General features: G+C 61.0%; 22 protein-coding genes and 1 pseudogene. 16 read left to right on the top strand and 7 right to left on the bottom strand.

Features of this window, described 5'->3' with window-relative positions:
- The first annotated feature begins 62 nt into the window (after positions 1-62).
- From M6D32_RS10335 to M6D32_RS10315, 5 genes are all read left to right on the top strand, one after another.
- Positions 63-791 carry an ABC transporter ATP-binding protein gene (locus tag M6D32_RS10335; protein WP_298255802.1) on the top strand — a complete coding sequence of 243 codons (729 nt, stop codon included), beginning with the start codon at positions 63-65 and terminating at the stop codon, positions 789-791.
- The gene (locus M6D32_RS10330; RefSeq protein ID WP_298255801.1) at positions 788-1,549 is read left to right on the top strand and encodes an ABC transporter permease subunit; all 762 of its coding nucleotides are present in this window, start codon (positions 788-790) and stop codon (positions 1,547-1,549) included. Before M6D32_RS10335 ends, M6D32_RS10330 begins: the two co-directional genes overlap by 4 nt.
- Complete coding sequence (locus M6D32_RS10325; protein ID WP_298255800.1) at positions 1,546-2,346, top strand: ABC transporter permease subunit; 801 nt, start codon at positions 1,546-1,548, stop codon at positions 2,344-2,346. The genes M6D32_RS10330 and M6D32_RS10325 overlap by 4 nt, the downstream gene beginning before the upstream one ends.
- A 19-nt stretch (positions 2,347-2,365) precedes the next feature.
- Positions 2,366-3,235 carry an oxaloacetate decarboxylase gene (locus M6D32_RS10320; RefSeq protein WP_298255799.1) on the top strand — a complete coding sequence of 290 codons (870 nt, stop codon included), beginning with the start codon at positions 2,366-2,368 and terminating at the stop codon, positions 3,233-3,235.
- Positions 3,236-3,361: 126 nt separating this feature from the next.
- Entirely contained in the window at positions 3,362-3,652 is a 291-nt protein-coding gene (locus tag M6D32_RS10315) for a septal ring lytic transglycosylase RlpA family protein (RefSeq protein WP_298255798.1), read from the top strand.
- Positions 3,653-3,724: 72 nt separating this feature from the next.
- Here M6D32_RS10315 and M6D32_RS10310 read toward each other — a convergent pair whose 3' ends face one another.
- Positions 3,725-4,090, bottom strand: coding sequence for a hypothetical protein (locus tag M6D32_RS10310; protein ID WP_298255797.1), 366 nt, complete (start codon positions 4,088-4,090; stop codon positions 3,725-3,727).
- Positions 4,091-4,363: 273 nt separating this feature from the next.
- Positions 4,364-4,978 (bottom strand): DUF72 domain-containing protein, encoded by a 615-nt coding sequence (locus M6D32_RS10305; protein ID WP_298255796.1) that lies wholly within the window; start codon positions 4,976-4,978, stop codon positions 4,364-4,366.
- A 274-nt stretch (positions 4,979-5,252) separates the two neighbouring features.
- On the opposite strand from M6D32_RS10305, the gene M6D32_RS10300 reads away from it, so the two are divergent.
- Complete coding sequence (locus tag M6D32_RS10300) at positions 5,253-5,402, top strand: hypothetical protein (RefSeq protein WP_366145830.1); 150 nt, start codon at positions 5,253-5,255, stop codon at positions 5,400-5,402.
- Positions 5,403-5,473: 71 nt separating this feature from the next.
- On the opposite strand, the gene M6D32_RS10295 is transcribed toward M6D32_RS10300, so the two are convergent.
- A complete protein-coding gene (locus M6D32_RS10295) occupies positions 5,474-5,932 on the bottom strand; it encodes a DUF1810 domain-containing protein (protein WP_298255818.1) in 459 nt (152 codons plus the stop codon).
- Between the two features lie 190 nt (positions 5,933-6,122).
- Between M6D32_RS10295 and M6D32_RS10290 the strand changes: the two genes are divergently transcribed.
- The 6 genes and pseudogenes from M6D32_RS10290 to M6D32_RS10265 all read left to right on the top strand — a co-directional run bounded on the left by M6D32_RS10290 (position 6,123) and on the right by M6D32_RS10265 (position 12,710).
- Positions 6,123-6,518, top strand: a complete 396-nt coding sequence (locus M6D32_RS10290) for a PRC-barrel domain-containing protein (RefSeq protein WP_298255794.1) — start codon at positions 6,123-6,125, stop codon at positions 6,516-6,518.
- Between the two features lie 298 nt (positions 6,519-6,816).
- On the top strand, positions 6,817-8,361 hold the full coding sequence (locus M6D32_RS10285; protein ID WP_298255793.1) for a thiamine pyrophosphate-requiring protein: 1,545 nt from the start codon (positions 6,817-6,819) through the stop codon (positions 8,359-8,361).
- Entirely contained in the window at positions 8,354-9,475 is a 1,122-nt protein-coding gene (locus M6D32_RS10280; RefSeq protein WP_298255792.1) for an enolase C-terminal domain-like protein, read from the top strand. Before M6D32_RS10285 ends, M6D32_RS10280 begins: the two co-directional genes overlap by 8 nt.
- Positions 9,472-10,422, top strand: coding sequence for a hypothetical protein (locus tag M6D32_RS10275; RefSeq protein WP_298255791.1), 951 nt, complete (start codon positions 9,472-9,474; stop codon positions 10,420-10,422). Before M6D32_RS10280 ends, M6D32_RS10275 begins: the two co-directional genes overlap by 4 nt.
- Positions 10,419-11,081, top strand: coding sequence for a gluconate 2-dehydrogenase subunit 3 family protein (locus M6D32_RS10270; RefSeq protein ID WP_298255790.1), 663 nt, complete (start codon positions 10,419-10,421; stop codon positions 11,079-11,081). Before M6D32_RS10275 ends, M6D32_RS10270 begins: the two co-directional genes overlap by 4 nt.
- Positions 11,071-12,710, top strand: a pseudogene (locus M6D32_RS10265) (GMC family oxidoreductase). Before M6D32_RS10270 ends, M6D32_RS10265 begins: the two are co-directional and overlap by 11 nt.
- 39 nt (positions 12,711-12,749) lie before the next feature.
- On the opposite strand, the gene M6D32_RS10260 reads toward M6D32_RS10265, so the two are convergent.
- Positions 12,750-13,763, bottom strand: a complete 1,014-nt coding sequence (locus M6D32_RS10260; RefSeq protein WP_298255789.1) for an SDR family oxidoreductase — start codon at positions 13,761-13,763, stop codon at positions 12,750-12,752.
- A gap of 225 nt (positions 13,764-13,988) precedes the next feature.
- Between M6D32_RS10260 and M6D32_RS10255 the strand changes: the two genes are divergently transcribed.
- Positions 13,989-14,720 (top strand): ROK family protein, encoded by a 732-nt coding sequence (locus M6D32_RS10255; RefSeq protein ID WP_298255788.1) that lies wholly within the window; start codon positions 13,989-13,991, stop codon positions 14,718-14,720.
- Between the two features lie 45 nt (positions 14,721-14,765).
- On the top strand, positions 14,766-16,097 hold the full coding sequence (locus M6D32_RS10250) for an MFS transporter (RefSeq protein WP_298255787.1): 1,332 nt from the start codon (positions 14,766-14,768) through the stop codon (positions 16,095-16,097).
- Positions 16,098-17,078: 981 nt separating this feature from the next.
- On the opposite strand, the gene M6D32_RS10245 is transcribed toward M6D32_RS10250, so the two are convergent.
- Positions 17,079-17,462, bottom strand: coding sequence for a hypothetical protein (locus tag M6D32_RS10245; RefSeq protein WP_298255786.1), 384 nt, complete (start codon positions 17,460-17,462; stop codon positions 17,079-17,081).
- A 354-nt stretch (positions 17,463-17,816) separates the two neighbouring features.
- Here M6D32_RS10245 and M6D32_RS10240 point away from each other — a divergent pair, with 354 nt between their 5' ends.
- Positions 17,817-18,491 carry a hypothetical protein gene (locus tag M6D32_RS10240; RefSeq protein WP_298255785.1) on the top strand — a complete coding sequence of 225 codons (675 nt, stop codon included), beginning with the start codon at positions 17,817-17,819 and terminating at the stop codon, positions 18,489-18,491.
- 207 nt (positions 18,492-18,698) lie between these two features.
- Here the strand turns inward: M6D32_RS10240 and M6D32_RS10235 are convergent, their stop codons facing one another.
- Positions 18,699-20,324, bottom strand: a complete 1,626-nt coding sequence (locus M6D32_RS10235; protein WP_298255784.1) for a DHA2 family efflux MFS transporter permease subunit — start codon at positions 20,322-20,324, stop codon at positions 18,699-18,701.
- A 42-nt stretch (positions 20,325-20,366) separates the two neighbouring features.
- Positions 20,367-21,584 (bottom strand): HlyD family secretion protein, encoded by a 1,218-nt coding sequence (locus tag M6D32_RS10230; RefSeq protein WP_298255783.1) that lies wholly within the window; start codon positions 21,582-21,584, stop codon positions 20,367-20,369.
- A gap of 325 nt (positions 21,585-21,909) precedes the next feature.
- On the opposite strand from M6D32_RS10230, the gene M6D32_RS10225 reads away from it, so the two are divergent.
- Positions 21,910-22,116, top strand: a complete 207-nt coding sequence (locus M6D32_RS10225) for a hypothetical protein (RefSeq protein WP_298255782.1) — start codon at positions 21,910-21,912, stop codon at positions 22,114-22,116.
- The last annotated feature ends 329 nt before the right edge of the window (positions 22,117-22,445 follow it).

Raw genomic sequence — 22,445 nt, 5'->3', positions numbered from 1 at the left:
TGACGGGGCAGTGTCACGTATCGTTGAGGGAGGCGGTCCGCCGTTACGACGGGCCGCCCGCCGTGCATGCCTTGGGCCCGGTCAATCTTGAAATACGCCGCGGTGAGTTTTTCTCCGTCGTTGGCCCATCCGGCTGCGGCAAGTCGACCTTGCTCGACGTGATCTCCGGCCTGGTCCGCCCCTCCAGCGGCAGCGTGCATTTCGAGGACAAGGAATTGCGCGGCGAGGTGCCCGACGGAGTCGGTGTGGTGTTTCAGGAAGACTCCAGCATGCCCTGGCTCAGCGTCCGCGATAATGTCGCGTTCGGCCTGCGGACGTCCGGCTTGCCGAAGAAGGAAGTCGCCGGCCGCGTCGATCACGCCATCCGCTTCATGGGGCTCGCGCAATTCGCCGGTCACTACCCGGCGCAGCTTTCCGGCGGCATGCGCCAGCGCGTGTGCATCGCGCGGACGCTGGTGTTGCGGCCGCGGCTCATCCTGCTGGACGAACCGTTCGGTGCCCTGGACCAGCAGACGCGGCTGCTGATGGGGGACGAGCTCCTTCGACTCTGGCGCGAGACTGGCGCAACGGTGCTGCTTATCACGCATGCGCTCGACGAGGCTGCGATGTTGTCGGACCGTGTCGGCGTCATGAGCGCGCGGCCCGGCCATTTCATCGACATGGTCGAAACCGGATGGCCGCGTGATCGCGATAGCCGGGTTATCTCGGATCCGAAATTCGGTGCATTAACGGCGCGATTGTGGTCGTCACTTCGCGAAGAGTCGCTCAAGACGATGGGCCACGCGGCATGAGGCGACGCCGCGCCGCGTTTGTCGTTCGCGCGGCCATTCTGGCGGCGTTGATCGCCATGCTTGAGGTCGGTTGCCGCACCGGCGCCATCGATCCCCTGACGGTGATCCCCCCGAGCGATATGGTCGCCTCGATGGTCGGTCAGATCGGCTCCGGCGAACTCGATGCCAGCATCGTCTCGACATTCTCGACGATTCTGATCGCGTTTGTGCTCGCTGTCATCCTCGGCATAGCGACTGGCGCGACGATCCATCGTTTTGCGCGGTTGCGCGATGTCGCCGATCCGCTGCTGGCGTCCTACTACTCGGTCCCGACCTTCATCTTCTATCCGCTGTTGGTGGCCTTGCTCGGACTGGGCAAGGCGCCGTTGGTGGTGTTGGGCATTCTTTCCGCTGTGCCGGCAGTTGTGATCAGCACGCTGTCCGGGCTCGACAGCGTCGCACCCGTCTTGATGAAAGTGGCGCGCGTGCATCGGCTGACGGCGGCCCGAACCCTGTGGTGGATCGTATTGCCCGCGGCGCTGCCGCATCTGTTCACCGGGTTCAAGCTGGCACTCAGCTACGCGCTGATCGGCGTCATTGCCGGCGAATTCATCCTGTCCGGCTCCGGCCTCGGCTATGCCATTTCGTTTGCCTACCAGAGCTTTGACAACCGCACCATGTATGGCGCGATGCTGTTCGTGCTACTGGTTGCGGTGATCGCCAACGGGATACTTTATATGTGGGAGGGGCGTCTGGCGCGGCGCCGCTCTCGGGGATGAGCGATCTCTCACTGGAGACGGCGCAAGCCGCGACCGCCACGCGCCGGCCGGCTCGCGTCCTGGACGTTGTTGTGCTCATCGCGGTGGTGCTTGGGCTCTGGCACGTGATTGGAACCTGGACACACGGTGTCGCGATTGCACCGCCGTTGCAAACGCTGGTCTATCTCGCCGGTCTGCTTCACACCGAGATGTTCTGGAGCCATGCCGCCGCGACGCTGGAAGCATTCCTTCTGGCTTTCGTGTTATCGGCGCTGATGGGTCTCGCGCTTGGCTTGATCTTTGGCGTCAGACGTTTTGCCGGAGAAGTCGCCGAGCCGATTCTGGCCGGCTTCTACACTATCCCGAAAGTGACGCTATATCCGGTCGTGTTGCTGCTGTTTGGCCTCGGCATGTCGGCCAAGGTGGCTTTCGGCGTCATGCATGGGCTGGTGCCGATGACCTTGTTCACGTTGGGCGCGGTGCGCAATCTGCCGCCGGTGCTGGTTCGGACCGCGCGGGTATTGCGGCTGTCGCCCGGCCGCACCATGCGCTGGGTGCTGATACCGGCGTGCCTGCCGGATATCGTCAATGGCCTGAGGATCAGTTTTTCCCTGAGCCTGCTCGGTGTCTTGATCGGGGAAATGTTTTCGTCGCAGCGCGGGCTAGGCTTTCTGCTGGTCAACGGCATGGCGCAAAATAACGTGCCGCTGTCGACCGCGATCGTGACCGTGATCGTGGCGATTGCGATCGCGGCCAATACGCTGATGTTGCGCTTCGTGAGGCGGTTCGCGCGACGAGCGGATGAGATGGCCGGATAGGCCTTGACGGGAGAATGCCATGACAAGGCCGACGACGATCTTGAAGAACATATTCGATCGCCGCGAGGCGACAATTCTCGCCGGCGCGGCCAATGGCCTGTTCGCACGGATCATCGAGGATCTCGGCTATGAGGCCGTCTATGTCACCGGCGCCGGCGTCGCCAATATGTATCTCGGCGCGCCGGATATCGGCCTGACCACGCTGACCGAAATTGCCAGTCACGTTGCAGCGATCTCGGATGCGGTCGCCGTTCCTTTGCTGGTCGATGCCGATACCGGATTTGGCAATGCGGTGAATATGGTGCGCACGGTCAAGGTGCTGGAGCGCGCGGGCGCGGCGGGACTTCAGATCGAAGACCAGGTCTTTCCGAAGAAGTGCGGCCATTTCGACGGCAAGGAGGTCGTGCCGCTGGAAGAGATGCTGGCCAAGATCAAGGCCGCCGTCGACACCCGCCGCGACGGCGATCTTCAGATCGTAGCGCGGACCGATGCACGCGCCATCCTCGGCCTTCAGGCCGCGATCGATCGGGCTGGGGCGATGATCGAAGCCGGCGCCGACGTGACCTTCGTCGAAGCGCCGACCTCGGTCGATGAACTGGCCCAGATTGCAAGGAGTCTTTCGGCGCCGCAGGTCGCCAACATCGTGTTTGGTGGTCGCACGCCCGAACTCGGGCGACAAAAATTCGCTGAGCTCGGTTTCGGCTGCGTGCTCTACGCGAATGCCGCCTTGCAGGCCGCCCTCAAGGCTTCACATGACATACTGACGGCATTGAAACAGGAGGGCTCGCTTGCGTCCGTGGCCGATCGTCTGGCCGGCTTCGCCGTTCGCCAACAGACGGTTGCGAAGCCGAAATATGATGAGCTCGAACGCCGTTACCGCGGCGCTTGAAGGGCGACATTCGCATGCCATTGCTCGGCGTTGAGCTCCATGAAATGCCCTAGATTCGGTCAAGCCGCGGCCACTGTTGTCGGCTTATAGGGCGGCGGGCAGGGTTACGCATATGCGAGAACCCCGATGTATCGACTGGCTTTCGTTGCCGCCCTCCCGATTCTTTTGATCTCATCCGCCCAAGCCGAAACTGGCTTGGCTTCCTATTATGGCGGCCGCGGGCACGGAATGACGTGCGCTCACCGCACGAGGCCGCTTGGAAGCGTCGTGAGGGTGAGCTACCACGGCCACTCGATCCGTTGTCGGGTCAACGACCGTGGCCCGTTCGTTCGCGGGAGGGTCATCGATTTATCGCTCAGCGCGGCCCGCGCGCTTGGCATGATGAGAGCCGGTGTTATTCGAGTCTCGGTCGAATAGCGGGGCAAGCGATATCAATCCGGCTGCATCCGAAGCCAGCCGGCGAACCGCGCCCTCAAGAAGTTGTCGCCATCAGTGACCGGGCTGTGCCGAACCGTTCGCGGTATCGTTGCCGTTCGCCTGATCGCTATCGTTGCTGGACGAAGCGCCTGGGCCTTGTCCGATCGTATTCTGGTCCTTGGATCCCCCTACCTTGGTGATCGAGCCGGGATTGACGAGCATGACCACCGGGTTGTTGTTCTGATCGACCGCGCGAACGATGAACGCGCTGGGCACCAGCTTGATGTTCTTGAAACCGGCCTGCTCGAGATTGCTCTTGATCTGCTTCGCGATCTCGACGGTCGCTTGCTGCGCTTGAGCCTGCGAGGTTGATTGAGAATCTTGTTGAGCTTGTGGTGAGGTGGACTGAGAACCGCCCTGGACCTGCGGCGCGGTCATTTGGGAATTTTGTGGCGGCGGCGGATTGGCGCTCGTCTGGGCGAATGCGGGAGTGCACGCAAGCAGACCCGCGGCTGCGATGAGGAACGTTCGCATTTGATGTCTCCAGGTTTGAACCCCACAGCCCAACACTAGAAACAGGCCTCCCAGATCAATGTTCCTAACCGCGCGGTTGGCGTGCCCAGTGGAGCGGATTTGACATTCGCTGCCCGCCTAGCCGCGAGTTCGGAAAGCGAATGTCAAATCCTGAACTCCACTAGACACATATATTTGCTAGTGGTCCGGTGACTCTAACACCAGCGTCGGATCTTGATAGTGATCCTTGTATTGCCCTGCCGGGCCATGACCGCGAACGTAGACGAAGTCGGCGGTGCGCTTCCAGGGCGCGGGGGCGTCGTGGTGATCGGAAAGGCAATGCGCCGCATTTTTCCGCGAAGGAATTTTCAGGCCGGCGGGCCGGCTGATATCAGCTCGGATGCCGAAACTTGAAGCTGTAACGGCGGCGTTTCGGTAGCAGCTTGAAAAACGACAACAGTCTATCCGCGTCGGCCTCGAAATTCGGCGGCAATTGAAACAGGACCGACCGGCCTTCTCGCCCAGAATGGCCAACCGTTCTTCAATCAAAGCGAGGCTGTTGGTCGAATTGTCAGACAACCTTTTCCAATGCGTGATGAATCTCGTGAAGGCGAAATCGTCGCTGGTCTGGACTCGCAACGCTTTGACGGCGTCCATGCCTGGTATCCGGTAGAATACGCCGTTCAGCTCCGTGGTTTGAAATTGCCCGGCGTAATATTTCAGCTGGCGCTTGAACGGAAGATCAGTCGAAAAGAACGGACTTCGCCAGGAATCGTAATGCCAGCCCGATGTACCGATCGGAACGCGTGCCATGGCATTTCGCGATGAAAGGCAACTCAAGCGGGGAGGCCTGACATCGTTCCGTCGCTAGCTTGACGGCACCGCGTCGGACGGTACGGGCGTAAAGGCATACTTTCGTACTTTCGTGCCTCCATTTTCACTCACCGAGCCCAGCTTTTAACTTAGGTTGTCGCGGCCCGTAGCCGCCGCCCCTACTCTGATCCCAGTCTGACGCTCTATGTGGATGGAGTGGGCCATGAAAAAGAGACGACGGTTTAAGCAAACGACCCCGTTGAAGGAGCGGCTCATGGCGTTTGCCGAAGAAGTGCGCGGGCAAGCGTCCTCGCTGCCTCCCGGTCCCGAAAGGGAAGACCTTCTGCAAAGAGCCAGCCGAGCTGACACGGCGGCACACATCGACGAGTGGGTCAATTCGAGCGGCTTGCAGTCGCCGACGTAGACTTTGGTCTGGAGGCGGGAGAAGTAGTCCCGATGGCGGCACCGAATCCTGGTGCCCCGGCAGAAGGAGAATTAAAGGTCAGTCGGCGGCCAATTTGCCATGATGGCCAGCGTCGTGTCGTCTGGAACGCCCTCGTAGAATCGGTCGATCGCCGTCTGAAAAATAGCCCGCGCGCTAACCGCGCCGAACAACGTCATCGACGAGCGAAATTTAATATCATCCGGCGAGCCAAAAATCTCGTGCGCGGTCTTTTCGGGGTGGCCGAGGACCAACTCGGTGCATTCCAGAAGCCGTCCACTCAGCAGCCCATGCGCAAGATAGGCTGCCGCCTCATCGCGCGAGCGAATGGCGTAACGCTGTGCCATCGAGCTCTGTCCAAGCCCGATGACTTGCGGAAAGATGAACCAGATCCAGTGCATTTGTTTGCGTCCTCGGCGAAGCTCGGCGATGACGGTCGAATAGATCGGATCTTGCGCCGCGACGAAGCGCTGAAGATCGAAAGGATCCTGGTGTAACGCCGAAGAGGTCATGAGCGCGCAACAAGCAAGGGGCCAAGATAATAAGGAAAAACCGGCGGTCAAAGTTCCCGTGACGACCGGCGAACAGGGCAGCGGCCTATGAAGGCGTCGCCGAAGAATCCTGCGGGACCTCGCCAACTGTGGAACATTTGCCAAACCGTTCGGTTTGACAAGACACATCTGCACATCTGAGGAGATATCAATGAACAAGTTTGCTATCGCTTGCGTCGCAGCCGCGACGTTGGTTTCGGGAGCCCATGCGGCGACCACGACAATGTCAGCCGCCCCGTCTGACAGCGTCACGATCACCGACTACTACAAGCAAGACGTCTACAACCCGCAGCAATCGAAGATTGGGAGTGTGGACGACGTGCTGATGGATAAATCAGGCAAGGTGACCGCGCTCGTGGTCGGGGTCGGCGGCTTCCTAGGCGCCGGCGAAAAGGACGTGATCGTGCCGTTCACATCCGTCAAGAATGAAAAGAAAAACGACAAGTGGTATCTCACGCTGGACGAGAGCAAGGACAGTCTGAAAAGCGCGCCTGGTTTTGAATATAACAAGACCACCACGGCTTGGGAGCCAGAGAAGAAAAAGTAAGTCACGCTCATAGTCCGAGCGGTCCTTGGATGAGAGAGCCGCCGGCCGATCGGGCCGGACGGCCCTCTCGCCAGCTTGAGAGAAGGGCGCTGCCGATGCCGGCGAGCGCATTTCCACATCGAGGCGCACAATGCGGGCCTGGCCATTGCCCGCTCGTCGATGGACCATCTCGTCTGCACCCTCCTCGTTTTCAATTCGACGCTTCTGCGCGACCCGAACAAACGATTCCTGCTGAATGGAACAGAGGCGGCGCTTTTCGGTTGATCGTTGAAATAAATCAATCGCGAAAGGTGATCTGATGGCGCAGACGGTCGGCGATTTTCTCGTTCAACGCCTGTACGCCTGGGGTGTGCGCAGGATCTTCGGTTATCCCGGTGATGGCATCAACGGCGTGTTCGGTGCGCTCAATCGGGCGAGAGGCAAGATCGAGTTTATCCAGGCGCGGCATGAGGAAATGGCCGCGTTCATGGCCTCTGCCTACGCGAAGTTCACCGGTGAGCTCGGCGTCTGTATTGCGACGTCGGGCCCCGGCGCATCTCACCTCATCACGGGCTTGTATGACGCAAGGCTCGACCACATGCCGGTGCTCGCGATCACCGGGCAGCAGGCGCGCACAGCGATGGGCGGCCACTATCAACAGGAAGTCGATTTGTCGTCGTTGTTCAAGGATGTTGCCGGCGCGTTTGTGCAGCAAGCGTCCGCGCCGGCGCAGGTTCGCCACCTCGTCGATCGGGCAATCCGCACCGCCCTTGGCGAACGCAGGGTGACGGCGATCGTGCTACCGAACGACCTGCAGGATCTCGCTTATCAAGAGCCGCCGCGCGCGCACGGCACGGTTCATTCCGGTGTTGGGTTTACCCGGCCGAAAACCGTTCCCTACCAAGCCGATCTGCAAAGAGCGGCTGACGTACTCAACAGCGGCAAGAAGGTCGCGATGCTGGTCGGCGCCGGCGCCATGAACGCCACCGATCAAGTTATCGCTATTGCGGACAAGCTCGGTGCAGGCGCGGCGAAGGCTCTGCTCGGCAAGGCGGTGCTGCCCGACGATCTGCCGTGGGTGACCGGCTCGATCGGCATGCTCGGCACCGAGCCGAGCTATGATCTGATGATGGAATGCGACACGCTGCTGATGATCGGCTCAGGTTTTCCTTATTCCGAATTTCTTCCGAAGGAGGGAAAGGCGCGCGGTGTCCAGATCGATATTGCGCCGGACATGCTTTCGTTGCGCTATCCCATGGAAGTGAATCTGGTCGGCGATGCCGCTGAAACTCTGAAAGCGCTGTTGCCGCTGCTCGACCAGAAAGCCGACGGTGCCTGGCGCAAGCGGATTGCGGCCAATCTGGACAAGTGGTGGAAGACACTTGAAGAGCGCGCGATGCAGCCGGCCAAGCCGGTCAACCCGCAGCGCATAGCCTGGGAGCTGTCGCCCAAGCTTCCCGACCGCGTCATTCTCACCAGCGACTCCGGATCCTGTGCCAACTGGTACGCGCGCGATCTCAAGATCAGGCGCGGCATGATGGGATCGTTGTCGGGCGGTCTTGCTTCGATGGGCGCCTACCATCGGTTCGCCGAGCTCATTGGTCTGAAGGGCATCTATGTCGACAATCCGAACCGGCTCAGCGCGGCGTGGGAGGAGGCGCTCGCAGCCGACCGTCCGGTCGTCCTTGAGGTCAAGACCGACCCGGAAGTGCCGCCACTGCCGCCTCACATCACCTTGCAGCAGGCCAAGAAGTTCACTGAAACCATGATCAAGGGCGATCCCAACGAAGCCGGCATGATTACAGGAGCCGCCCGCCAGGTTCTCGAATCGATCTTGCCCGGAGGGAGCCGGGACAATGGCTGAACGCAAAGGCGCGGCCATGATCAGTGCGGTCCGCGCGGCGGCCTATCGTATTCCAACCGATCGGCCTGAGGCGGATGGCACGTTGGCATGGAACTCGACGGTTCTCGTCGTCGTCCATGTTTACGCCGGCAACCATCGTGGCCTTGGCATGACGTACGGGCATTCCTCGGCGGTGAGCCTCATCGAGGAGATGCTTGGGCCCGCCATCAGCGAGCGTGATTGTTTCGATATCGCCGGTTGCTGGATGGCGATGCAGCGCGCTGTACGCAATGTCGGTCGCTCGGGCATAGCAAGTTGCGCGATCTCGGCACTGGATCTCGCGCTCTGGGATCTTAAGGCGCAGATCCTGTCGGTGTCGCTTGCAAGGCTGCTCGGCCGCTGTCGCGATCATGTGCCGGTCTATGGCAGCGGCGGCTTTACGTCGTACTCGGACGACGAACTGCGCGAGCAACTCGGTCGCTGGACGCAGGTTGACCAGTGCCGTTTTGTCAAGATGAAGATCGGCAGCGAACCGGAGCGCGATCCGAAACGCGCCGAGGTCGCCCGCCGGGCCATCGGCGAATGCCAGCTATTTGTCGATGCGAATGGTGCCTTTGCCGTGCGGCAGGCGCTGCGCTTTGCGGAGCAGACGCGGGATCTCGATATCCGCTGGTTTGAAGAGCCGGTTTCGTCGGACGATGTGCAGGGCTTGCAGGATGTCCGCAAGCGCGTACCGGCCGGCATGGATGTCGCGGCGGGTGAGTATATTTTTACGCTCGATGATGCGCGCGGGCTAATATGCGGCGATGCCGTCGACGTGCTCCAGGTCGACGTGACGCGCTGCGGCGGCATTATCGGCTTTCTCAAGGTGTCGGCCCTCGCGGAAGCGAGCCACGTCGATGTGTCGGCACATTGTGCGCCAGCCATGCACCGCCACGGGGCCTGCACTGTGCCGAGATTGCGTCACGTGGAATGGTTTCACGATCATGTCCGCATCGAGCAGATGTTGTTCGATGGCGCGCCGGCCGTGCAGGAGGGAACGATCGCGCCGGATTTCGCGCGGCCCGGCCATGGGCTCGAGTTCAAGTCGGCCGATGCTGCACGCTATCTTGTGTCGGGGGAGGGGCTGACATGAGACCGGCACGAATTGCCCGAAGGCAGCACGATCGGCTCGCCTCGCTCCATGCTACGGCGAGTAATCTGCGTCGGAAGTATGCGACATCAGATTTGCTGCGAACCCACGCGCGGCCTGTAACGACATCGCGCCGCGAGGCAGAATGGCGAAATGCGGCCGGCAGGCAGCTCAACCTCGGGGCCGCGCTGCTTTCGTTTTCGGTGTTGGCGGACAGCGGCGTTGAGCATTACCGCGGGTCATTCCAGAACCGCGCGATGTATATTCCCCTGGGTGTATCGGCGCTCGCGCTCGCCGCAAGCCTGTTTGGGGTCGTCGATACGCGCGCAAGATCGCATGCCGTGCGCGACAGCATCTATGGTCTTGCGGCGATGACGGGCGTGATCGGCCTCGGTTTTCATGGGTACAATATCCTGAAAAGGCCTGGCGGGGTTTCGTGGTTGAATCTCTTCTACGCGGCTCCCGTCGGCGCGCCTGTTGCACTGGCGCTTGCCGGCGCGCTCGGTCGAGGCGCGGAGAAGGTCAGAGAAGAGCGCTCGTCAAGGATCCTTGGCCGCGCCGCGGGCAAGACGCTCGGCTTGCTGACCTCCGTAGGGCTGGCAGGAACGATTGCCGAGGCGGGGTTACTGCATTTTCGTGGTGCGTTTCAAAATCCCGGCATGTTTCTTCCCGTCACATTGCCGCCGGTCGCCGGCGGTCTGTTGGCCGCAAGCGTCATCAACCCGGGCAAGACGATCCGACTGGCGGCAAAGGCCTGTCTCAATCTCACCGCGCTCCTCGGCTTCGCCGGTGTTGCGTTTCACGGTTACGGCGTCTCTCGTCAGATGGGCGGTTGGCGCAACTGGAGCCAGAACGTCCTCAATGGACCTCCGTTACCGGCGCCGCCGTCGTTCACGGGCCTCGCGCTCGCCGGGCTTGCAGCCCTATCGCTGGCAGACGACGAACAATGAAGCCAATCGACATGAATGAACGTTATCCCGGATACAACGTCCTCAATAAGCGTAACTCCCCTTCCTGGAACGACCAGACGCGCGAGGTTATCGACGCGCGGCTCGCCATTGACGCGGATTTTCACCGGTTCTGCGATGAAGCCGAGTGGCAAACTCTGTGTGCGGTCTGCAACCAGATCATACCGCAGCCGGATCATCGTTGTCCCAAGGTGCCGATTGCGGCCATGGTCGACCAAAAGCTCTATTCCGGCAAAGGCGACGGTTACCGCGATGCGCGCTTGCCCGCACAAAGCGAGGCGTGGCGGAAGGGCCTTGCGGCCATCAATGCCGAGGCCGCTCTCGAAGGCGGCAAGCCGTTTTGCGAATTGGCGCAGGAGCAACAGCGCGTTGTGCTGCTCAAGGTCCAGAAGGGAGAGGTTGCGAGCCCAGCCTGGGAGGGACTGTCACCGCAGCTGTTCTTCGCCAAACGTCTGCTGCACGACGTCGTCACGGCATATTTTGCGCATCCGGCATCCTGGAGCGAAATTGGATTCGGCGGGCCGGCAAGCCCGCGCGGCTATGTCCGGATGAACTTCGATCGACGCGATCCCTGGGAGGCGTCCGAGGCAAGACCTGGTCGCGAAGAGGAAGCGCGGCGGGAGAACGAACATGTCGGCTGAAAGCTCACCTCGCGCTATCAATGGGCGTGCACCCGACGTGTTCCGGCCGAGTGGTTGGGTGGCGATGCGCGAATATTCCGAGGACGAGCCGGTAGATTTCGCCATCGTCGGTAGCGGCGCGGGCGGCGGCACGCTGGCCTGCAAGCTCGCCGAGCACGGCTTTTCCGTCGTAGCACTCGATGCCGGGCCCTATTGGCGCCCGCTCGAGGATTTTGCCTCGGATGAGATGCATCAATCGAAGCTTTACTGGACCGACGAGCGCATCGTCGACGGTGAAAATCCGCTGCAGCTCGGTTCCAACAATTCGGGAAAGAGCGTCGGTGGCTCGACGGTCCATTTCGCGATGGTGTCGCTGCGGTTTCGGCCCGAATGGTTCAAGTCGCTCAGCGTACTCGGCTATGGCGCGGACTGGCCGCTCGATTGGCGCGAGATGTGGCACTATTACGCCGAGGTCGAGCAGGCCCTGAAGGTCTCGGGGCCCGTCAATTATCCCTGGGGCCGAAACGCCCGCGCTATCCGTATCGCGCGCACGAACTGAACGCAGCCGCGCTGGTGCTGGCAGAAGGGGCCGAAGCGCTTGGCATCGGTTGGACGGCGACGCCGCTTGCGACGCTTTCTGCCCCGCGCGGCCTGGCGCATCCTTGTGTCTATCGCGGGATGTGCGTGATCGGCTGCTCGACCAACGCCAAGCAGAGCGTGCTCGTGACCTGGCTACCGCGTGCGCTTGAGGCCGGAGCGGAGATTCGCGACCTCGCCATGGTCGGCTCGATCGAACATGACGACCGCGGCCTGGTCACCGGCGTGCATTATTTGCGCGAGGGGCGCTGGCGCTTCCAGAAGGCGCGAAACGTCGTCGTTGCCGGTTATTCGATCGAGACACCGCGGCTTTTGCTCAATTCCGCGAGCGGAAAATTCCCGCAAGGCCTTGCCAATTCGTCGGGCCTTGTCGGCAAGAATCTGATGGTTCAGTCCAATCAGGCGGTCTGGGGCGTCAGCGACCGCGAGATCCGTTCGTACAAGGGCCCGCCGTCACTGGCCATCACCGAACACTGGAACTACACCGACACGGGTAAGGATTTCCACGGCGGCTATAGTTATATGAGCCAGGGCCCGCTTCCGATTGCATGGGGAACGACCCAGTCCTCCAAACGCGGGCTCTGGGGAGAAGCGCTTCTCGACGAGATGGAAAAATACAACCATCAGGTCGGCCTCAAGATTGTTGGCGAATCACTGCCGCAGGAGTGCAATTGCGTCACGCTAGCCGACGAGCTCGACCAATATGGTTTGCCCATTCCCCGCGTTACCTATTCTTTCTGCGACAACGACAAGCGGCTGATTGCGCACTCGCTGCGGTTCATGCGCCAGGCGCTGCAGGCAACGGGCGCCCGTGACATCTGGGATGAGACCGACGATACCTGTCATCTCAACGGAACGGCAAGAATGGGCTTCGATCGCAAGAGCAGCGTCGTCAATGCCGATTGCCGCTCCTGGGACATTCCCAATCTCTGGATCTGCGACGGTTCGGTGTTCCCGACAGTCGGCGGGGTAAACCCTTCGCTGACCATTCAGGCCATCGCGTGCCGCACCGCCGACCGCATCAAGGCAATGGCCCAGCGCGGAGAATTGTGACGTCGTTCGCATCCGCGCGATTGAACCGGTAACCCGCGATCAGGTGCGACGGTGCCAGCGGCCGGCCATGGCGCCGAGCACAAAGAAAAGCAAAGCTCCGGCTGCAATGGTCCCCACGCGAGCCACTTCTCCTGTGACCAGCGGGGCATGAGAAGCGGATATCGCATCGAACGAGCCATGGGTGCGATGAAGCCGCGTGATGGGGTGATTGAGATTGTCTTCGCGTCCGGGCGCGAGCGGAGTGTTTGTCTGCTGGCCCGCGATGGCCTTGCGCGCGAGATAACGGTCAAGCCACGCGGGAGCGATGGTGTTGGCCAGAATCGTCGCGAGGGTCTGCCAGCCCAGCCAATATTCCCGCGCTGAACCGCGGGCGGCCTGGAACACGGCTTTGGCGACAACTTCCGGCTGGATTGGTTGTCCCATTCGACGAGGGTTGTTGCGCAAATGAACCGCTGCCCAATCGAACTGCGGCGTGTTCACCGCCGGCAGATCGACCATGCTGACATGAATACCCGACCCTTCATGAAGCAGCTCCGCGCGGAGCGCGTCGGTGAAACCGCGAATGGCGTGCTTGGCTCCGCAATACGCCGCCTGAAGCGGGATGCCTCGATAGGCCAGAGCCGATCCGATCTGGATGATGCGGCCGCGGCGACTCGACCGCATCGATTTCAGCGCCGCCATCGTTCCGTGTACGAAACCGAGATAGCACACTTCTGTGACCCGGCGAAATTCACCGGGATCGGTTTCTGCGACCGTGGAAAACAGAGTCTCCATGGCGTCGTTGATCCAGACGTCGATTTTGCCAAGCCGCTGTTCCAGGCGTTCGGCCGCCTCAAACATGGCATTGGCGTCAGCGACGTCGACGGCTTCGTACTCGGCCTCCGCTCCCATCGCACGAAGTTCGCGTTGGACCTCCTTCAAGGCCTCTTCGTCGCGGGCAATCAGGCCAACGCGGTCGTGGGCGCGCGCAAAGCGGTGCGCAATTGCCCGGCCTACGCCGGCCGAAGCGCCGGTAACAATGATGGTACGAGACGACGGGGTATGAGGTGACATGCGGCTGATCCAGGTTTCAATCAACCAACGATCTCGTCTGCCGGTCGTTTCATGTGACTTTGATTTCGAAGTTCGCACCGGAGCCCGCCACAACAGCTTGCGAACTTCGGAAATCGAAGTTCTAGCTTGAATTTTTTGCCGAAAAACCTTCCGCGATATCGCAACCCCAAAGCCCCGGCGGTGTTTCCCTTTCGGAACTTCTTACCGGAATGATACCATCCATTGATGAGAAAACCGGGAAAGCAGAGGCGGCGGCAAACTGTTCTGGCGGTCGACGTCGGAGGCTCCCACGTCAAAGTCATGGACAGTCACGGCCTGACCAAACGCGAATTCGTTTCCGGACCGCATCTGTCGGCCAGGGAGATGGTGAAGCAGGTCAAGCGCCTGACCGCCGATTGGTCCTATGATGTTATTTCGGTCGGTTATCCCGGCCCTGTCATCCATAACCGGCCTCTGGCAGAGCCGCATAATCTCGGCCACGGATGGATTGGCTTTGACTTTGAAAAGGCGTTCGGTCATCCGACACGCGTGGTCAACGATGCCCTCATGCAAGCTCTCGGCAGCTACGAAGGCGGCCGCATGCTGTTCCTTGGGCTCGGCACGGGTCTCGGCTCTGCCATGATTGTCGACGGCATTCTTGAGCCGATGGAGCTCGGCCATTTACCCTATCGCAAGGACCGGACGTTCGAGGATGAGGTGGGTGAGGCGGGTCTCGAACGTTCAGGCAAGAAGAAGTGGAGACGCAAGGTCGCCGATGTCGTCAAGCACTTCGTCGCCGCATTGGAGCCCGACTATGTCGTGCTAGGGGGCGGCAATGCTCTGAAGCTTGGACGCTTGCCACGAAAGGCGCGGTTGGGAGACAATGCCAATGCGTTCAAGGGCGGTTTCAAACTGTGGGACACGCGTACCGTCAAAACGTCGCGGACCACGGCAAAGGCTTCCCGGCGCAAGGACTGACCGCCTCGATCGTCCCGCTTCGACGGCTTGAGAGACAATCAGAACATGGCAACCGCATCCAGGCCGGTGAACTCGCATCCGCCTTCAAACGAAGCTGGGGATAAGGGCCTGACCTCCCGCGCCGTTCTCGGCGCGACGATCGGCAACATGCTCGAGTTCTACGACTTCGTCACCTACAGCTTCTTCGCCACGCAGATCGGCCACACGTTTTTTCCGTCGCAAAGCGAGTTCGCCAGCCTTTTGTTGTCTCTGGCGACATTCGGCGCCGGCTTTGTAACCAGGCCCATCGGCGCCGTCGTGATCGGCTCGTATTCCGACCGGGCCGGGCGCCGGCCGGCGATGATCCTGAGTTTTGCGATGATGGGCGTCGCCATCCTCGTGCTGGCGCTCACGCCTTCCTACGACGCCATCGGGGTCGCCGCGCCGATCATCGTCATTCTGGCGCGGCTGACGCAGGGCTTCTCATTGGGAGGCGAAGTCGGTCCAACCACCGCCTACCTGATGGAAGCGGCATCAGCCAAACACCGCGGCCTCGCGGTTTCGTTCCAGCCGGCAAGCCAGCAGGTCGCGGCGACCGCGGGTGCATTGGTGGGCGAGATCCTCTCGCTGACCATGACAAGCCAGGCGCTCGACGCCTATGGTTGGCGTATCGCTTTCCTGCTCGGCGCCGCTACGTTGCCGGTCGGACTCTGGCTGCGCCGCGCCTTGCCCGAAACGCTGCACCGGGCCGAGACTCCGGCGATAACGGCTGAGAATGTCGAGGCTGCGAAGACATTGCGCGGCAACACCCGCTTGCTCGGCCTCGGACTCGTCATTCTCGCCAGCGGGACCATCATCACCTACGTGACGCAATACATGACGACCTATGCGCAGCATACGTTGCACGTCGATGCGCCGCTTGCCTTTGCAACCACCGTCGTCAGCAATGCGATCGGCATCGCGGCTGCTTTCTTCGGCGGCTGGCTCGCCGACCGCGCCGGCCGCTGGCCGGTCATGGTCTGGCCGCAACTCGCCGCGCTTCTCTTGACCTATCCGGTTTTCCTGTGGGTGGTCGAAAGCCGCAGCTCGGCCGCGCTTCTCGGCGGCCTCGGCCTGCTCGCGCTCATCGGCTCGATCCCCTACAGCGCGTTTTACGTCGGCCTGGTCGAAGGCTTGCCGAAAAACATCCGCGGCGGTGCCTTTGCAACCATCTATGCGGTTGCGATCGCGATCTTCGGCGGCACCGCGCAACTCGTCGTCGCCTGGCTGACCGAAGTGACGGGCAACGCGCTGGCGCCTGCCTGGTATCTGCTGCTCGCCACTGCTGCCGGGCTATGCGCCATGATCCTGATGCCGGAAACCGCGCCGTCGAAGGCCGTAGCTTCCGCCAAGCAATGACGAACCTCCGTTCGTAAGCGCACTGCGGGCGACGACCGACCTCCACGCCACCGGCAAGGGTGGTCTTCCCAACCTGTTCACTTGTCAAACAGCCAGGCTCTCGTCATCGCGAGCGATAGCGAAGCGATCCAGGCTGGATTGCTTCCGCCTTCGCGGAAGAGCGCTTTGGCGGACTTCTACCCCGCGTAGCTCGCACAGCGAGCGAAGAGAGGTCCTCGCATGAGCTCCTCGCAATGACATGCGTCCGCATTCCCGCGATGCAAATCGCACCCGGGCCCTCGTAAAATCGCCCTTCTGCAATTGAGAGGGCGCAGGGAAAGCCGGGTGCTCGATGCGCACCCGCGGCCTCGCGTGCAAAGTAAAAAAGCACACGAGTAAGTCACCACAGGTTCGCCGGAAACGCCCGGCCTTCCCTGCGCAATGGTTTTAACGGTTTCCTTCGTGCTCGCCCCGGAGACCGGGCTTTTTGTCTCCGTTGCCGGCGCAATGCGAAAGCATTGTCGCCAGCGTGATATCAGCGTCGGGATATCAGGCCCACACGACTTCGCCGTACGCTGTGGCGGCGCCCGTCTTGCGCCGCAACCCGCGTCCACTGCATCCCGCACCCAACGTTCGTGACGATCGCGATACGCCCCTCTGTAGCCGAGGCGGGACGGGCGGGGCTTGTAGAGATGATTTGCCCGACGGGTTAAGCGAAATATTTTTGCTGATAGGGCTGGACACTGGCCACGCATCACCCGCGGTGATTTGCCCGCCGGGCAAATCAGGTCATGAGCCAGCAAGAAGGCAAGGTTTAATTTGGGGCGTTCGAGGGCGTGTCCGCAATGTCCGCTTATCCCTCGACAGCGAAGCAAAAGGGAACGTTGACGTCCGCGCGCCCTAGAGCCTATCTGGTTTTGATTGAATCAAAACCAGGCTTTAGATTATTGTTTTGACGCGTTTTCTTCACGCGAAACGGTTCTCATTTCGCTCGAAAACGCTCTAATGCGTGAATTTTGGAATCTGTTCGGCGAAGCCGTCGAAGCACCCCAGTCGATCGTTCTTGTCGACGAGGTGGCGGCAATCCCGGATGCCCTTGACCGGCGGCGGATTCGGATTGAGCTCCGGCTTGACAGCAGCGTCGTAGCAATCCAGCCGGGCTTGGGGATCAACTGGGATCTTGCGACATTTCTGGGCCTTTTCGGCAATCGAAACGCCTTTCGGCGCCACCTCCTTGGCTGGCGCGGCTCTCTTCTTTGGCGCGGCCGGCTTTTCCGCTGCTGCCGGCGGCGGCGGCGTTTGGGCCAAAGCCGCCGGGACCGAAGCCACGAGGGCAAGGCCGGCCGCCGACGACATCACCACCGTGATCAGCAGCTTGATCTTCATGTCAGCTTCCTTTTGAATTCGAACCCAGCTTACAAGGCGGCAAAACAACTTGAACTCTGGTGGAGGTGGTGTCCACAGGAATGACGCGGGCTTAGAGCGAGGTAAGGCAAAGTGGACAAGGGAGCGCGGGTCTGGAGATTATTCACTTCTGAGATGGGTCATCGGCGGCTATTTGGCCGAATGTCAGCGGCTTCCGGTCTTACACTGACAACCGACGTGCCGAGCGCGAACATGCTGTTCAGCTCAGGGCCAGAAGCAGACGCTCTCCCAGCGCTTACTGTCGTTTCAGTTGTGCAGTATTAATGTTCAACTAATATGGATGCTGCCCGTAGGCGAGGCGACAAGCGAGGAAACATGGAAGTCGAACGTATCACGGGCCAAGGCAACTCGCCCCCGCCGTTTCAGAAAGCAGCAAATGCGGTCAATGAAAAGATTGTTGCGAAGTACCGAGGGAGCGACGGCACCATCGACTATACGTGCATATACAACGCCCTCGGCGCGTTCTCCGGGTTCGGCGTCCAGATGGCGATCCGTGAGGCTCTCGTCAAACCGGGCAAGCTTTCGGAAGACAAAGCCTTTGTGGTGGTTAAGACAACGGACGGCAAAAGCTACTATCTCGGTGACTTGTTGAATGAGGGTTTGTTTGGCTCTCCCCACAGCAAGATTTCAGTATGGTCCTTGATTGGGGGGGCTGCTCTTAGTGCAGGAGCCAAACAGTTACCAGATCTTCGCGAAATGGCGTCACATAGCGTCAAGGTCCTTGGCACAAAGGCTTTTGGGGTGCCTAGGGTTCCCGTCGCGTTCCTACCTAGAGAAACGCCGTATGACGTATTGCAGTTGGGTTGGAAGGCGATGCATGAGCTTCTCGCCGAGTACGAAGTGCAGCCTCTGTTCTGGGGATGGACGTTTGCTCTAGCAGCACAGTATCTCCTCCTAAGTAATAGCAATTCATTCGATCCGACCATAGCAGCCACTATTGCGTTGGAAGCCGCGGTCTCCATGTCGAAAGTTGATCCGCGAGACCTCTAGTGGGGGCCGAATTCGGCTATGGGTCAAACCGGCCATTTTTGGTTGAGCGGTAGATTTCTGCTTAGGCGTCAAAAGTCGGCATCCCACCCTTACGAGTTCACGCCCTAACACTCGTTCACTGTTCGGTGCACCTGGGTTTGCAGGCTTTTGCCGTTACTTTACAACATAGTGCTTTGTTGGAGGCGTGCATATCGGCACCCGATCGCTTCAGTGTCCGCCCCCCGCCGCAGCTCCGCCTTTCGGCTTTCCCGTGAGCAGGATGAAAATGCCGGCGATGACCAGCACCACGCCGACCACCGCAAAGCTGTCGCTGAAGCCCATCACCAGCGCCTGTTGCTTGACGGTGTTGCCGAGCGCAATGACCGCCTGCTGATGCGCGGTCGCGGTGTCGGTCACGCCATGCGACAGGAAGAAATTGGTCATCTGCTCGATCCGGGCGCGAACCTCCTCGCGGCCGAGGTGAACCGACTGGCCGATGATGTTGGAGTGAAATTGTTCGCGCTTGGTGACGATGGTGGCGAGCAGCGCGGTGCCGACGGCGCCGCCAAGATTGCGCATCATGTTGGAAATGCCGGAGGCCGCAGCCGCATCCTGCGGCGCGACGCTGCCGAGCGAGAGGGCGCTCAAGGGCGCCAGTGTCAACGCCTGACCGACCGCGCGAACGATATTCGGCAGGAATAGTTGGTCACCGGAGTAATCCAGCGACATCGTCGTGTTCATGAAGGCGCTGACCGCAAACAGGCTCATGCCGGTAAAGGCGATGAAGCGGATATCGAAGCGCTGCATCAGCTTCGGTACCAGCGGGATCAAAATGAGCTGCGGCAGGCCGGTCCAGGCCAGCACGGCGCCGATCTGCTCGGCATTATAGTGCTGCACCTCGCCGAGATAGGCGGGCAGCAGGTAGACCGTGCCGAACAAGGCGAAGCCGAGGAAGATCGCGGAGGTGGTGCCGAAGCCGAAGCTGCGCCGGGTCAGGAGGCGCAAACGCAGCAACGGCTTTTCGATGAGAAGTTCGTTGGCGATGAACAGGGTTAGGCTGACGACGGCGACGACCGCGAGCTTGACAATGAAGGGCGAGCCGAACCAGTCGTCCTTGTTGCCCTCCTCGAGCACGGCCTGCAGCGAGGCAAGGCCGATCGCCATGGTCGCGATGCCGAACCAGTCACCTTCGGCCAGCAAGCCAAGCTGCAACGGCTGGCGCTCCAGCGTGAAATAGAGCGTCGTCACCATCACGATGGTCGGGATCACATTGACGAAAAAGATGGTCTGCCAGCCGTAATTCTCGGTGAGGTAGCCGCCGATGGTCGGACCGATCGCCGGCGCAAAGGTCACCGCCAGCGAAAACATCGCCAAGCCGATCGGCTGCTGCGGCTTCGGCAGCTTGGTGAAGACCAGCGTGAACGCCATCGGGATCAGCACGCCGCCGAAAAAGCCCTGGAAGCCGCGCATCGCGATCATCGAGGGCAGGTCGTGGGTGAAAGCGCACGCGACTGAAAAGGCCGCGAACAGGCTTGCGAAGGCGAGGATCACCTTGCGAAAGGAAAACACGCGGCTGAGATAGTCGGTCAGCGGAATGACGACGATCTCGCCGATCAGGTAGGAGGTCGAGATCCACGAGCCGTTGTCGACGCCGGTGCCGATGCCGCCCTCGATGTTCAAGAGCGAGGCATTGGTGATCTGGATGTTGAGGATCGCCATGAACGCGCCGATCATGGCGGCCATCACCGAGATCCAGACGGTTGCGCTGGCCCGACCTGGAGCCGCGGGTGTTACCGCTGATGTCACGATGCGGCGAGGGGTTGCGGAAGAGGTCGAGAGTGCGAGGTCTGACATGACGTCACCCGTGGTCTCTTTTTCGGCGCCATTTCTCCGGCATCACTTCTGCGATGTGAGCAGTGCGACGCTGGCGTGGGTGTCCAAGGCTGGCGCGCTTGCCGACAGTGGCTGATGCTTGTGCGTCTGAATGGTCGGGATCACCGACATGCCCGGACGCAATTCGACACTCGACGAATCCAGCAGGATCTTGACCGGGATGCGCTGCACGACCTTGGTGAAGTTGCCGGTGGCGTTGTCGGGCGGCAGCAGCGCGAACTCCTGGCCGCTGGCGGGTGCGAGGCTGTCGACATGGCCATGCACCGGCCTGCCTGGGAACATATCGACTTCGATGTCGACCGGCTGTCCGGCCTGCACGTTGGTGAGCTGTGTTTCCTTGAAGTTGGCGATCACATAGGCGCCGCTCGTGGGCACCAGCGACATCAGTTGCGTGCCCGCCTGCACATACTGGCCGGCGCGCAGCGTGCGGTTGCCGACCACGCCGTCGATCGGTGCGACGATCGTGGTGTAAGAGAGATTGAGTTCAGCCTGCTGCTGCAAGGCGTTGGCGCGCGAGGCGGCCGCCGTGGCCTGCACGATCTCTGCCTTGAGCAATTCGACCTGTTTCAAGGCCGAAGCGAGGTTCGCCTTGTCACGTTCGATCGCAGCCTGCGCACCCGCATGGCGCGATTGCGCAGCCTGCGCGTTCTGCACGCTGCCGTAGCCGGTGGCGGCGAGGTCGGTATAGCGCTTGTTCTCCTGTGTGGCGAAAGTCGCTGACGCCGTGTCAACATCCAGCGTCGCCCGGGCCGCGTCGATGATGGCCTGCTGCACGTCGAGCTGGGCCCGCTTGCTGGTGATCGCAGCTTCCGCGGCGGCGACATCTGCCTTGGCCTGGTCGAGTGCGACCCTGAAATCGCGTTCATCGATCCGCGCCAGCATCTGACCAGCCCGAACGCGCTCGTTATCGCCGACTAGCACTTCGTGAAGATAGCCGGAGACCTTCGGGGCAACGGTGGTGTTGTCAGCCTTTACATAGGCGTCGTCGGTCGAGACCAGGAAGCGGCCGACGGTCCAATAGTCGAAGCCGTACCAGGACGCGCCGGCCAGCACAGCGACCGCGGCTCCCGCCATCAGAAGCCGGCGCAGCTTGTCCTTCCTCGAAGATCCTGTTGCGGGCACAGGGATTTCCGGCAGTTGGGCCGGCGGAGAAACCAGCTTCTGGACGGTTTCGGCCGGAAGAGCCTGTTCGGCCTCGAAAGCGGTGGAATGGCGGGTCATGGCGGTCCTCTTTTGGCTTAACCCTCTGCCGTAAAAGCGGAATTCTTAACCGCCTGCGGTAAGGTAGATTAGGAAACTTGACGTTTTCCAAAATACAGCGCATAGTGGGACTGTCAATAGAATGACAGTCATCATTTAAAAGCATGGCTCGTACCGCCGATCTGAAGTCCCTGCACCACGGGCGGCGAATTCGATCAGGGACTTCAGATCGATAAAGCGGTACGAGATTCATAAGTTTTCGAGCGCCTATGACTTTCCGAAGTTCGTGAAAGTGGGTGCTGCGATGGAACACGAACTTCGGAAAGTGGGCACTAGAGGCAAACCGATGGGACTGCTCGATCATCCCACCGCGACGCAAGGCGGACTGAAGATCGTCTGCGAGGTCTGCGGAGGCCTTTCGATCAAGCCGATCGATCCCGCGGAAGCGAGCGACGGAGCCGAGGTCTATTGCCGGCGCTGCAACGCCGTGCGCGGCACGATCGCTGACCTGCGCGCATTGGCGCGGCAGTCGACCGGCGACTTCGAGTTCTAATTCCGGCCTCTAGTGGAGTGGATCTAACATTCGCTGATCATCTAGCCGCGAGCTCATCCAGCGAATGTCAAATCCTGAACTCCGCCAGCAACCAATATTTGCCGGTGGTCCCTTGATTCTGACATTCGCAAATGTGCCCGCTGAGAAGGGATGCGAATGTTGGAATCGGACCACTAGAAAAGCCGGAAGTTGAGATTGGCGAGGCTGTCGGTCGGGGGCTCGACCGGGCGCGGCTGGAAGCGCAAGCGCTCCGTCCGCACCTTCAGATGCGCCCGCAATTCGACCTGGCCCTGGCGGATGCGGTTGCGGATCTCGCGGCGGTCGAAGGC

It is taken from the genome of Bradyrhizobium sp. (assembly GCF_027307225.1).
In the GTDB taxonomy this organism is placed as follows: Bacteria; Pseudomonadota; Alphaproteobacteria; order Rhizobiales; family Xanthobacteraceae; genus Bradyrhizobium.
Note: the sequence above shows the minus strand (reverse complement) of the source record. Positions and strands in the feature narration are given on the sequence as shown.

Coding starts and splice junctions, on each gene's coding strand:
- M6D32_RS10250 (WP_298255787.1), top strand. CDS start 14,766: ATGGCAACCGCATCCAGGCCGGTGAACTCGCATCCGCCTTCAAACGAA.
- M6D32_RS10280 (WP_298255792.1), top strand. CDS start 8,354: ATGGCTGAACGCAAAGGCGCGGCCATGATCAGTGCGGTCCGCGCGGCG.
- M6D32_RS10240 (WP_298255785.1), top strand. CDS start 17,817: ATGGAAGTCGAACGTATCACGGGCCAAGGCAACTCGCCCCCGCCGTTT.
- M6D32_RS10300 (WP_366145830.1), top strand. CDS start 5,253: ATGGCGTTTGCCGAAGAAGTGCGCGGGCAAGCGTCCTCGCTGCCTCCC.
- M6D32_RS10270 (WP_298255790.1), top strand. CDS start 10,419: ATGAAGCCAATCGACATGAATGAACGTTATCCCGGATACAACGTCCTC.
- M6D32_RS10285 (WP_298255793.1), top strand. CDS start 6,817: ATGGCGCAGACGGTCGGCGATTTTCTCGTTCAACGCCTGTACGCCTGG.
- M6D32_RS10230 (WP_298255783.1), bottom strand. CDS start 21,584: ATGACCCGCCATTCCACCGCTTTCGAGGCCGAACAGGCTCTTCCGGCC.
- M6D32_RS10245 (WP_298255786.1), bottom strand. CDS start 17,462: ATGAAGATCAAGCTGCTGATCACGGTGGTGATGTCGTCGGCGGCCGGC.
- M6D32_RS10330 (WP_298255801.1), top strand. CDS start 788: ATGAGGCGACGCCGCGCCGCGTTTGTCGTTCGCGCGGCCATTCTGGCG.
- M6D32_RS10325 (WP_298255800.1), top strand. CDS start 1,546: ATGAGCGATCTCTCACTGGAGACGGCGCAAGCCGCGACCGCCACGCGC.
- M6D32_RS10225 (WP_298255782.1), top strand. CDS start 21,910: ATGGGACTGCTCGATCATCCCACCGCGACGCAAGGCGGACTGAAGATC.
- M6D32_RS10235 (WP_298255784.1), bottom strand. CDS start 20,324: ATGTCAGACCTCGCACTCTCGACCTCTTCCGCAACCCCTCGCCGCATC.
- M6D32_RS10305 (WP_298255796.1), bottom strand. CDS start 4,978: ATGGCACGCGTTCCGATCGGTACATCGGGCTGGCATTACGATTCCTGG.
- M6D32_RS10260 (WP_298255789.1), bottom strand. CDS start 13,763: ATGTCACCTCATACCCCGTCGTCTCGTACCATCATTGTTACCGGCGCT.
- M6D32_RS10310 (WP_298255797.1), bottom strand. CDS start 4,090: ATGACCGCGCCGCAGGTCCAGGGCGGTTCTCAGTCCACCTCACCACAA.
- M6D32_RS10320 (WP_298255799.1), top strand. CDS start 2,366: ATGACAAGGCCGACGACGATCTTGAAGAACATATTCGATCGCCGCGAG.
- M6D32_RS10295 (WP_298255818.1), bottom strand. CDS start 5,932: ATGACCTCTTCGGCGTTACACCAGGATCCTTTCGATCTTCAGCGCTTC.
- M6D32_RS10275 (WP_298255791.1), top strand. CDS start 9,472: ATGAGACCGGCACGAATTGCCCGAAGGCAGCACGATCGGCTCGCCTCG.
- M6D32_RS10290 (WP_298255794.1), top strand. CDS start 6,123: ATGAACAAGTTTGCTATCGCTTGCGTCGCAGCCGCGACGTTGGTTTCG.
- M6D32_RS10255 (WP_298255788.1), top strand. CDS start 13,989: ATGAGAAAACCGGGAAAGCAGAGGCGGCGGCAAACTGTTCTGGCGGTC.
- M6D32_RS10315 (WP_298255798.1), top strand. CDS start 3,362: ATGTATCGACTGGCTTTCGTTGCCGCCCTCCCGATTCTTTTGATCTCA.